Source organism: Streptomyces sp. NPDC015242 (assembly GCF_043079125.1).
Classification (GTDB): Bacteria; Actinomycetota; Actinomycetes; order Streptomycetales; family Streptomycetaceae; genus Streptomyces.
Window position 1 is genome coordinate 638426 of sequence record NZ_JBIBUF010000005.1, and the last position, 10970, is coordinate 649395.

A 10970-nucleotide genomic window follows, 5' to 3' on the forward strand; every position below is an offset into this window, starting at 1 on the left:
CCTGGGGGTGGGCCTGAGCCGGGACCGCCTGCGCGCACCCGCACGCGTCCTACGGTCGGTCCCATGGCCGCAACAGAAGCATCCGCACTCCCCCCGACGCCCCCGCAGCGCACCCCCGTGGGACGCGCCGAACGGTTCGTCTGGCTCACCGCGCGCGTGCTGGAGCAACACCTTTTCACCCACCACTTCCGCGGCGGTCCCGCCGACCCGGTGGAGACCGCCCTGGACGCCTACCGCAACGGGGACGGTGGGTACGGCCACGCCCTCGAACCCGACCTGCGCGGCCCGGTCAGCCAGCCGCTGCACACCGCCCGTGCCCTGCGCGTCCTGGACGCCGTCGGACGCTGCGCGGGCCAGCGGGTGGAACGCGTGTGCCGCTACCTGACGTCCGTCTCCACCGCGGACGGCGCGCTCCCCGCGGTCCACCCCGGTCAGCGCGGCTATCCCGCGGCACCGTTCGTGCCGGTCGTGGCCGACCCGCCCAGCGAGCTCCTGGCCACCGGGCCCGTCGTGGGACTGCTGCACCGCAACGACGTGTGGCACGCGTGGCTCTTCAGAGCCACGGACTTCTGCTGGCAGGCGGTCGAGTCCCTGGACGAGGCGCACCCGTGCGAGATCGAGGCCGCCCTGGCCTTCCTGGACGCCGCCCCGGACCGCTCGCGCGCGGAGGCCGCCGCCGACCGGCTGGGCCGCCTGGTGCGCGCGCAGGGCCTCGTGACACTGGACCCCGACGACGATCCGGACACGCAGCCGGTGTCCCCCGAAGACGCCCCGGTGGAGCGCCGCTTGCCGTACGACTACGCGCCGACCCCGCACTCCCTCGCGCGCGCGTGGTTCACGGACGAGGAGATGACCCGCTCCCTTGATCACCTCGCGGCCCAGCAGGGCGAGGACGGCGGCTGGCCGGTCCGCCGCCGGCACCGGTGGGCCCCGGCCCCGGCGCTGGAGGCGCGTGCGATCGTGACGATCGAGGCGCTGCGCACCCTCGGCGCACATGGCCGGGCCCTCGCCTGATCACACCCCCAGGGCCCGCACCGCCCGCCGCAGATCCCCTGATTGACGCCCCCGGGCCAGCAGGCCGACCAGGGCATCCGTGGCCAGGTCGCGGCTGTCCAGGACCAGCACCTGGTGCCGGCCCACACGGCCCGCACCCCAGCGGATCGCCCGATTCACGCTCCCAGGAACCGCACCCCCGCGGTCACGGCCACGGCCGCCGCGACGACGATCAGGAAGGGCGCGCGCAGCAGCAGCGCGACGGCTGCGGCACCGAGCCCGGCGGCCCGCGCGTCCAGCACCAGCGTCTGCCCGTCGGCGAAGGTCTGCTGGGCCGTGAGGGCCGCGAGCAGCGCGACGGGCAGCAGGGCGGCCAGGCGCTTGACGAGGGGCCGCTCCAGGGCGCCGGCGGGCACCAGCAGCCCGGCGAGTTTGACGGCGTAGCAGCCGAGGACGGTCACCGCGATCGCGATCCAGATGTTCACCGCCCGGCCTCCCGTCCCCGGCGCCGGCCGTCCGCCCACAGCACGGCGGGCGCCGCCAGCGCGGCCAGCAACACCGGCACTCCGGCGGGCAGGACGGGCAGCAGCCCGAGCCCCAGCAGCACGGCGAGCCCGGCGGCGGCCCGCTCCGTGCCGGTCTTCAGCATGGGCGCGAGCAACGCCAGGAACACGGCGGGCCCCGCGGCGTCCAGGCCCCAGGCGTCGGTGTCCCCGATGGCCTCGGCGCCCAGGGCGCCGAGCAGCGTGGTGAGGTTCCACAGCACGTACAGGCTCAGTCCGGTCACCCAGAACCCGATCCGTGCGGTGCGCCGCGTGGGCTGGGCCAGTGCCACTGCGGCCGTCTCGTCGATCACCCATTGGGCGGCAAACGGGCGTACCGCGCGCGGGAGGGCCAGCACCTGCGACAGCCGCAGGCCGTAGAAGGCGTTGCGCACACCCAGGAAGAACGCCCCGGCGGCGGCCGTGAACGGACTGCCCCCGCCCGCCAGCGCCCCCACGAGGGCGAACTGGGACGCACCGGTGAAGACCAGGAGACTGAGCGCGCAGGTCTGCCACAAGCTGAGTCCGCTGCCGGCCGACGTCACCCCGAAGGCGAACCCGGAGAGCCCGACGGCCACCCCGACGCCCAGAGCGTCCCGTACGACGGCCCGGTCCGGTTTCCCGCCGGCTTCCGCATCCTGCAAAGCTGTCGTTTCTGCCACGCACGGAAAACTACGGCCGGCCGCTCGGCCGGTCTTGTACGTTCTTGCGCTCCCGCTGGTACGCGCCCGGAGGTACTCCGACGATCCGGCTGAAGTGCCGGTTGAGGTGCGGCTGATCCGTGAACCCCACGGCCACCGCGACCTCCGCAGGCGCCGTCCCCGCGTCGAGCAGCCGCCGTGCCCTGCGGACCCGCGCGTCGGTGAGCCACGCATGCGGCGGCATCCCGTAGGTGTCCCGGAACGCCCGCAGCAGGGCGAAGGGGCTGGTCCCGAGATCACTCGCCAGCTGCTCCAGACTCGGCGGCCGCGCCATCCGCTCCTCCAGCACACCACGCGCGCGTGCCGCCGTCGCGGCCCCGGCCGTCCGCACCGCGCGTTCCGGCATGGGCCCGCCGTTCGACCGGAGCAGCCTGGTCACGGCGACCCGCAGCAGCGTGTCGGCGGCCAGCGCGTTGCCCTCGTCGGCGGCCCGCAGCACTTGGTGCACCAGCCCGACGGCGTAGGGATCCTGCACCACCGGGCTGACGAACCCCGGCGTCCCCCGCAGGGCCGTCGTCTCGGTCGCGATCTCCGTCACCACGTCCACGGACGGATACACGGCCCCGTAGCGCCATCCCTCGGGCACCCCGGCGCGCCCGGTGTGCGGCGTGTCCGGGTTGACCAGCGCGAGGGCCCCCGCGCCCGCGTACTGGTCGGCCCCGCCGTGGTGGAAGACCTCCACGCCGTCGGCGATGGCGGCGATCACGAAGCTCTCGTGGGTGTGGCGCACGAAGGTCTTGCGCACGTACCGGGCGCGCAGCAGATCCACCCCGGGCAGTTCGTCGTACTGCCAGTGCCGTGCGCGCTCGCTCATGCCTTCCATTGTCCGGACGCCCGCCCGGCCCCGGAACCGGGGCCGGGCGGGCGTCCGGCGCCCCGTTGTCAGTGCCGGGGTGCACGATGGACGCATGGTCAGCACAACGCCCGGCCCCCTCGACGGCTTCTCCCCCGCGACCCGCGCCTGGTTCACGGGAGCCTTCCCCGCGCCCACCACCGCCCAGGCCGGGGCGTGGCAGGCCATCCACGAGGGTTCGGACGTGCTGGTCGTGGCCCCCACCGGCTCCGGCAAGACCCTGGCCGCCTTCCTGGCCGCGCTGGACCAGCTGGCCTCCACCCCGCCCCCGGCCGATCCGAGGAAGCGCTGCCGCGTCCTGTACATCTCACCGCTCAAGGCGCTGGCCGTGGACGTCGAGCGCAACCTCCGCAGCCCGCTGACCGGCATCCGCCAGGAGTCGGTGCGGATGGGTCTGCCCGAGCCCGAGATCAAGGTGGGCATCCGCTCCGGGGACACCCCGGCGGCGGAGCGCCGTGCCCTGTCGACCCGCCCGCCGGACATCCTGATCACGACCCCGGAGTCGCTGTTCCTGATGCTGACGTCGGCCACGCGCGAGGCGCTGACCGGCGTGGAGACGATCATCCTGGACGAGGTGCACGCGGTCGCCGGCACCAAGCGCGGCGCGCACCTCGCGCTCTCCCTGGAGCGGCTGGACGACCTCCTCCCCAAGCCCGCCCGCCGCATCGGCCTGTCCGCGACGGTCCGCCCGGTGGACGAGGTCGCCCGCTTCCTCTCCCCCCGCCGCAAGGTGGAGATCGTCCAGCCGGAGTCGGGCAAGGAGTTCGACCTGTCCGTGGTCGTCCCCGTCGAGGACCTGGGCGAGCTGGGCGGCTCTCCGGTGTCGGAGGGCTCGGAGGGCGCCGAGCGCCCGTCGATCTGGCCGCATGTGGAGGAGCGGATCACCGACCTCGTCCTGTCCCACCGCTCCACGATCGTCTTCGCGAACTCCCGCCGCCTCGCCGAGCGCCTGTGCAACCGCCTGAACGAGATCGCGTACGAGCGGGCCACGGGCGAACCCCTGGACGAGCACCACTCCCCGGCCGAGCTGATGGGCGGCTCCGGAGCCGCCCAGGGCGCACCCCAGGTCATCGCCCGGGCCCACCACGGCTCGGTGTCCAAGGAGCAGCGCGCCCTGGTCGAGGAGGACCTCAAGGCGGGCCGTCTCCCGGCGGTCGTGGCCACGTCGAGTCTCGAGCTCGGCATCGACATGGGGGCCGTCGACCTCGTCGTCCAGGTGGAGTCGCCCCCGTCGGTGGCGTCCGGACTCCAGCGCGTGGGCCGCGCGGGGCACCAGGTGGGCGCTGTCTCCACCGGCGTGGTCTTCCCGAAGTACCGGGGCGACCTGGTCCAGGCGGCGGTGGTCACCGAGCGGATGCGCACGGGCGCCATCGAGTCGCTCAAGGTCCCCGCCAACCCCCTGGACGTCCTGGCCCAGCAGCTCGTCGCGATGACGGCGATGGACACCTGGCAGTTCGACGACCTCCTCGCCGCCGTCCGCCGGGCCGCCCCCTTCGCCTCCCTCCCGGAATCCGCCTTCACGGCGGTCCTGGACATGCTGGCCGGCCGCTACCCGTCGGACGCCTTCGCCGAGCTGCGCCCGCGCGTGGTGTGGGACCGCGTCACCGGAGAGATCACCGGCCGCCCCGGGGCCCAGCGCCTCGCCGTCACGTCCGGCGGCACGATCCCCGACCGCGGTCTGTTCGGGGTCTTCCTGGCCGGGTCGGACCCGAAGAAGGGCGGCGGCCGGGTCGGCGAGCTCGACGAGGAGATGGTCTACGAGTCCCGTGTCGGCGACGTCTTCACACTGGGCACGAGCTCGTGGCGCATCGAGGACATCACCCGCGACCGCGTCCTGGTCTCCCCCGCCCCGGGCGTGCCGGGCCGGCTGCCCTTCTGGAAGGGCGACCAGCTGGGCCGTCCGCTCGAACTGGGCCGGGCGGTGGGCGCGTTCCTGCGCGAGGTCGGCTCGCTGTCCAAGGAGGACGCCCGCCTGCGCCTGGTCGCCGCCGGGCTGGACGCCTGGGCGGCGGACAACGTGCTGTCGTACCTGGACGAGCAGCGCGAGGCCTGCGGTCACATCCCGGACGACCGGACGATCGTCGTGGAGCGCTTCCGCGACGAGCTGGGCGACTGGCGCGTGGTCGTGCACTCGCCCTTCGGCGCGCAGGTGCACGCCCCCTGGGCGCTCGCGCTCGGGGCGAAGCTCTCCGAGCGGTACGGCATGGACGCGCAGGTCATGCACGCCGACGACGGCATCGTGCTGCGCCTTCCGGACGCCGACCTGATGGGCCTGGACCTGCTGGACCAGGAGCCGGTGAAGGCGGGCCGGGAGTACGACGCGGAGCAGGCCCCGGTGGGCGCCGCCGACGTCGTCTTCGACAAGGGCGAGGTCGACCAGGTCGTCACCGACCAGGTGGGCGGCTCGGCCCTGTTCGCCTCCCGTTTCCGCGAGTGCGCCGCCCGGGCGCTGCTGCTGCCCCGCCGCAACCCGGGCCGCCGCACCCCGCTGTGGCAGCAGCGGCAGCGTGCCTCCCAGCTGCTGCAGGTGGCGAGCGAGTTCGGCTCGTTCCCCATCGTCCTGGAGGCGATCCGGGAGTGCCTGCAGGACGTCTTCGACGTCCCCGGGCTGGTCGAGCTGATGGGCGACCTGGAGTCCCGCAAGGTCCGCCTCGTGGAGGTCACCACCCCCGAGCCGTCCCCGTTCGCACGCTCCCTCCTGTTCGGCTACGTCGCCCAGTTCCTCTACGAGGGCGACTCCCCCCTCGCCGAGCGCCGGGCGGCCGCCCTGTCGCTGGACTCCCGGCTGCTGGCGGAGCTGCTCGGCCAGGCGGAGCTGCGCGAGCTGCTGGACGCGGAGGTGCTGACCGAGCTGGAGCGGGAGCTGCAGTGGCTCACCGAGGACCGCCGCGTCAAGGACGCCGAGGGGGTCGCGGACCTGCTGCGCATGCTCGGGCCGCTGACGGAGGCGGAGCTCGCCGAACGGGGTGCCGATCCGCGGTGGGCCGAGGAGCTGGCCGGTGCCCGCCGCGCCATCCGGGTCCGCGTCGCCGGCGGCGACCACTGGGCGGCCATCGAGGACGCCGGCCGCCTGCGCGACGCGCTGGGCACGGCCCTGCCGGTCGGTGTCCCCGAGGCCTTCACCGAGCCCGTCAAGGACCCGCTGGGCGACCTCCTCGCCCGCTACGCCCGCACCCATGGCCCGTTCACGTCGGCCACGGCCGCGGCCCGCTTCGGTCTGGGCGTCGCCGTCACCGAGGGCGCACTTCAGCGGCTCGCCGCGGCGGGACGGGTCGTGCAGGGTGAGTTCCATCCGGCCGGGATCGGCCAGGAGTGGTGTGACGCGGCCGTACTGCGCCGGCTGCGCCGCCGATCCCTCGCCGCTCTGCGGCACGAGCTGGAGCCGGTGCCCCCGGCCGCGCTCGCCCAGTTCCTGCCCCAGTGGCAGCACATCGGCAAGGGGCACTCCCTGCGCGGCGTCGACGGTCTGGTGCGTGCCGTCGAGCAGTTGCAGGGCGCGTCCGTGCCGGCGTCGGCCCTGGAGAAGCTGGTGCTGCCGTCGCGGGTCGCGAACTACACGCCGGCGATGCTGGACGAGCTCACCGCCGCGGGCGAGGTGATCTGGGCCGGGGCGGGCTCCCTCCCCGGCAAGGACGGCTGGGTCTCCCTCTACCTGGCGGACGCCGCCCCGCTGCTCCTGCCGCCCCCGCACCCCCTGGAGCTGACCGCGCTCCACCAGTCCGTCCTGGACGCGCTCTCCGGCGGCTACGGCCTGTTCTTCCGCCAGATCGCCGACCAGGTCCGTGCCACCACCCACCCCGAGACGACGGATCCCCAGCTGGCCGACGCCCTGTGGGACCTGGCCTGGTCGGGCCGTCTGACCAACGACACGCTCACCCCCCTGCGCTCCCTGCTCGGCTCGGGCCGCACCGCCGGTTCCACGGCCCACCGCGCCAAGCGCGCGGTGCCGCGCGGCCGCTACGGCTCGCTGACGGCCGCCGCCCGGACGGCGTCACGCTCGGGCCCGCCGACCGTCGCGGGGCGCTGGTCGCTGCTGCCCTCGCACGAGGCCGATCCCACCGTGCGGGCCCACGCCCTGGCGCGCACCCTCCTGGACCGGCACGGCGTGGTCACCAGGGGCGCGGTCGCGGCGGAGGGAGTCGAGGGCGGTTTCTCGGCGACCTACCGCGTCCTGTCCGTCTTCGAGGAGAGCGGCCAGGCCCGCCGGGGCTATGTGGTGGAGGGGCTCGGTGCGGCGCAGTTCGCCATGGACGGCGCCGTGGACCGGCTGCGGGCGGTGTCCAACGCGCGCGACCGCGGCGAGACCTTCCCGGGCTCACCGCCGAGCTCCACCCCGCCCCCGGGCTCAGCCCCGTACCCGGGCTCCGGCCCCTATCCGGGCTCCGGCCCGTACCCAGCCTCAGGTTCGGGCCCGTACGCAGGCCCGGGCCCTGATGCCGCCCCCTTCCCGGGCGGCCCCGACCGCGACCCCTTCCCGGCTCACGACTTCGCCGGGCCTGACGACTCGGCGCCTTCCACCGACCACACCGACGACCCGGGCCACGACGGCTTCCCCGGCGCGGGCTCCCCCTACGAGCCCCCCGAGCCGGGCCCGGGCGACTGGATCTCACCCCGCGGCTACGCGCCGCAGGGCGCCCCGCCATGGCAGCAGGGAGGCCGGACCGCCGACTCCGGGTTCTCCGGCCGCCGCGCCCGCACGGAGGCGTCCCGGGCCGTCGTCCTCGCCGCCGCCGATCCGGCGAACGCGTACGGCGCGGCCCTGCCCTGGCCCGAACCTCCGTCCGGCGCCGGGCACAAGCCGGGCCGCAAGGCGGGCTCCCTGGTGGTGCTCGTCGACGGTGAGCTGACGCTCTACATGGAGCGCGGCGGGAAGACCCTCCTCGCCTGGGCCACCGACCCTGACGGCGACCCCGGCGACGATCCCCGCCTGCACACGGCGGCGGAGGCCCTGGCCGCGGCCGCCCGCGCGGGCTCTCTCGGCACGGTGACCGTGGAGCGCGTCAACGGCGCCCAGGCACTCACGTCCCCCATCGGCACACTCCTGGAGCGAGCGGGCTTCATCGCCACACCCCGAGGCCTTCGCCTGCGCGCCTGACAGCCACGCCCACGCCCACCGCCCACGCCCACCGCCCACGCCCACGCCCACAGCCATGCCCCACGCCCACGCCTTCGGCCACGCCCCGGAAGGAGATCCCTCGCCCCGCAGGCCCCACCGGCCATGTGCACGGCCGACGTGCCACCCTTGACCCATGCCCGAAGGAGACACGGTCTGGCAGGCGGCGAAGCGGTTGCACGACGCCCTCGCGGGTCACGTGCTGATCCGCAGTGACCTCAGGGTCCCCCGCTTCGCCACCGCCGACCTCACGGGCCGTACGGTCCTGGACGTCACCCCGCGCGGCAAACACCTCCTGACCCGCATCGAAGGCGGCCTGACGCTCCACTCGCACCTGCGGATGGACGGCTCCTGGAAGGTGTACGCGAACGGCCAGCGCTGGAGCGGCGGCCCCGGCCACCAGATCCGCGCGATCCTCGGCACCACCGACCGCACGGCCGTCGGCTATCGCCTGCCCGTCCTGGAACTGCTGCGCACCACCGACGAACACCGCGCGGTCGGCCACCTCGGGCCCGACCTCCTCGGCCCGGACTGGGACCCCGACCAGGCCCTCGCCAACGTCCTTCGCGACCCGGCCCGCGAGCTCGGCGAGGCCCTGCTCGACCAGCGCAACCTCGCCGGCATCGGCAATGTCTACAAGAGCGAGCTCTGCTTCCTGCTCGGCGTGACCCCGTGGCTGCCCGCGGGGGAACTGCCCGCCGACCGCGCGGCGAAGCTTCCGGCACTCGCCAAGAAGCTGCTGGACGCGAACCGCGAACGCCCGATCCGCAACACGACGGGCCTCCGCGGCCAGGACCTCTTCGTGTACGGCCGCGCCCGCCGCCCCTGCCGGCGCTGCCGGACGCCGATCCGCGTCGCCGAACAGGGCGACGGCTCCCGGGAACGCCCCACGTACTGGTGCCCGACATGCCAGCCGGGCCCGGCACCGGTCCCCGCCCGCAGCATCCGCCGCGACGCGACCGGCTGACGACCCGGCAGACAGCGGCGGCGCCGGGCGTCCTGGCCGCGATCCCCTGGATGGTGCGATCGTTCACCCGAACGGGGATGTGGCGACCCTCTGGTGACACGCCCCCGGCACGCCTGCCCCACTCCACCCCATCCCACCCCACCCCTACGGACGTTCACCCCCGCCTGAGCACCCCCCGCGCCCCCACCCCCAAAGCCCTCCGCAACCGCCCCGCACCGACCACCACCCCACTGGCCCTCCCCTTGGGCACACAGTGGACCGGCAGCACGCTCAGCCCCCACCCCCCGGCGGCGACCGTCGCCTCCAGCACGCCGGCCCCGGGCGCCACGACCAGCCGCACCACGGCCCACCACCACAGCGCTCCCAGTCCGAACGCGAGCACCATCCCGCGAGCCCTCCAGCCCCGCACCCCCCGGCGCCCTATCCCCGCCATGGCCGCCACCTCCGGCCCGACGCTATTCGGGTGTCCAGCAACCCGCACAGGGCGCACCACCGGCACACAGACGCACCGCACACAGCCGGACCGCGCACAGCCGGACCGCACACAGCCGGACCGCGCACGCCACCCCACCCGGGCGCACTGCATCCCACCCCGCCCCGAGGCACACCGCACCCCCCGCCGCCCCGAGCAGCGACACCCACGGCAGTACCGGCGCCCGCAGCGGACCCCGCCGCGGCGCCCGCGCCGGTCACCCGTTCTCGGCCTGGAACATCCAGTGATGCTTCTCCAGGGCCGCCGTGATCTGGATGAAGATGTCCTGGCTCACCGGGTCCGGCTCCCCCGTCGCCTCGACCCGCTCCCGCATCCGCGCGATCACCGCGCCCAGCGCCTCGACGAGCGTCCGCACGGCGGCCGTGTCGTCCACCCAGCCCTCCGGAGTCACCCCGATCCCGCTGCCGACGGCCACCGTCGCGGCACGGCCGTCCGGCGGCACGCCCAGCGCAGCGGCACGCTCGGCCACGGTGTCGGAGAACGTCCGCGCGGTGTCGACGACCTCGTCGAGCTGGAGATGCACGGACCGGAAGCGCGGCCCCACCACGTTCCAGTGGATCTGCTTGGCCACCAGGGCGAGGTCCACCAGATCGACCAGGGCGCCCTGCAGCGCTTCGGACACGGTCTTCAGGCTCGCGTCCGACAACGGGCTCTTCACGACGTACATCCGCACCTCCGTGGACTGTTCCCCGGTCATCCCCTCAACGATGACGGCCGTACGCCACACGGGCAAACGCACATAAAACGGACCAGGTGACCGGACCTCCGCGCGGACAAGCGAAAACCCCGGCCGACACTCCTCCGGATCTCCCGGAGAACCCCGGCCGGGGCCTCACCACATCCCGGCGCCCGAGGGGCGCCGCTCGTTCATGCCACGTACGCGCGGGGCGTCACGCGGCGACGACGTCCACCGCCTCGGCGGGCGCCTTGATCGTGACCCGTTCCGGTGGCACACCGGTCACCGAGACGGAGCCCAGCATCGGCCGAACCGGCGTGGGCACAGGCTCGCTGGGGGTGGCCGCAGCAGACTGGGCCAGCTCGGCGAGGGCGAGCTCGTCGCTCACTTCCCGCATGAGCTCGGACATCCGTACGTCCAGCGCGTCGCAGATGGCGGAGAGCAGCTCGGAGGAAGCCTCCTTCTGCCCCCGCTCCACCTCGGAGAGATAGCCGAGTGAGACTCGGGCGGACGAGGAGACTTCGCGCAGAGTACGGCCCTGGCGCTGGCGCTGCCGACGCAGCACGTCACCCAGCAGGCGACGGAGCAGAATCATCGGTGGCTCCCTCCTCGGACCGCGTAGCCGCATCCAT

Annotated in this window: 10 protein-coding genes; 3 read left to right on the forward strand and 7 right to left on the reverse strand. The window is 74.6% G+C overall.

What is annotated here, in order from left to right; genetic code table 11:
• Positions 1-63: 63 nt before the first annotated feature.
• Complete coding sequence (locus ACF07N_RS20465; RefSeq protein WP_392114776.1) at positions 64-1014, forward strand: hypothetical protein; 951 nt, start codon at positions 64-66, stop codon at positions 1012-1014.
• On the opposite strand, the gene ACF07N_RS20470 is transcribed toward ACF07N_RS20465, so the two are convergent.
• Genes ACF07N_RS20470 through ACF07N_RS20485 form a run of 4 tightly spaced genes read right to left on the reverse strand, consistent with a single transcriptional unit; the run spans position 1015 to position 3059 of the window.
• Entirely contained in the window at positions 1015-1173 is a 159-nt protein-coding gene (locus ACF07N_RS20470; RefSeq protein ID WP_392114779.1) for a hypothetical protein, read from the reverse strand.
• Positions 1170-1478 carry an AzlD domain-containing protein gene (locus ACF07N_RS20475; RefSeq protein ID WP_383330882.1) on the reverse strand — a complete coding sequence of 103 codons (309 nt, stop codon included), beginning with the start codon at positions 1476-1478 and terminating at the stop codon, positions 1170-1172. The genes ACF07N_RS20470 and ACF07N_RS20475 overlap by 4 nt, the downstream gene beginning before the upstream one ends.
• A complete protein-coding gene (locus ACF07N_RS20480; protein ID WP_392114782.1) occupies positions 1475-2197 on the reverse strand; it encodes an AzlC family ABC transporter permease in 723 nt (240 codons plus the stop codon). The genes ACF07N_RS20475 and ACF07N_RS20480 overlap by 4 nt, the downstream gene beginning before the upstream one ends.
• 10 nt (positions 2198-2207) lie before the next feature.
• Entirely contained in the window at positions 2208-3059 is an 852-nt protein-coding gene (locus ACF07N_RS20485; protein ID WP_392114785.1) for an AraC family transcriptional regulator, read from the reverse strand.
• Between the two features lie 85 nt (positions 3060-3144).
• Between ACF07N_RS20485 and ACF07N_RS20490 the strand changes: the two genes are divergently transcribed.
• Both ACF07N_RS20490 and ACF07N_RS20495 read left to right on the forward strand, forming a co-directional pair.
• Positions 3145-8184: an ATP-dependent helicase gene (locus ACF07N_RS20490; protein WP_392114788.1), complete on the forward strand. Its 5040-nt coding sequence runs from the start codon at positions 3145-3147 to the stop codon at positions 8182-8184.
• A gap of 154 nt (positions 8185-8338) precedes the next feature.
• Positions 8339-9169, forward strand: a complete 831-nt coding sequence (locus ACF07N_RS20495) for a DNA-formamidopyrimidine glycosylase family protein (protein ID WP_392114791.1) — start codon at positions 8339-8341, stop codon at positions 9167-9169.
• A gap of 154 nt (positions 9170-9323) precedes the next feature.
• Here ACF07N_RS20495 and ACF07N_RS20500 read toward each other — a convergent pair whose 3' ends face one another.
• From ACF07N_RS20500 to ACF07N_RS20510, 3 genes are all read right to left on the reverse strand, one after another.
• Positions 9324-9602, reverse strand: coding sequence for a hypothetical protein (locus ACF07N_RS20500; RefSeq protein ID WP_392114794.1), 279 nt, complete (start codon positions 9600-9602; stop codon positions 9324-9326).
• Positions 9603-9858: 256 nt separating this feature from the next.
• Positions 9859-10329 carry a Dps family protein gene (locus tag ACF07N_RS20505; protein WP_383330956.1) on the reverse strand — a complete coding sequence of 157 codons (471 nt, stop codon included), beginning with the start codon at positions 10327-10329 and terminating at the stop codon, positions 9859-9861.
• Between the two features lie 223 nt (positions 10330-10552).
• Positions 10553-10933, reverse strand: a complete 381-nt coding sequence (locus ACF07N_RS20510; protein WP_003993396.1) for a helix-turn-helix domain-containing protein — start codon at positions 10931-10933, stop codon at positions 10553-10555.
• Positions 10934-10970: the final 37 nt, after the last annotated feature.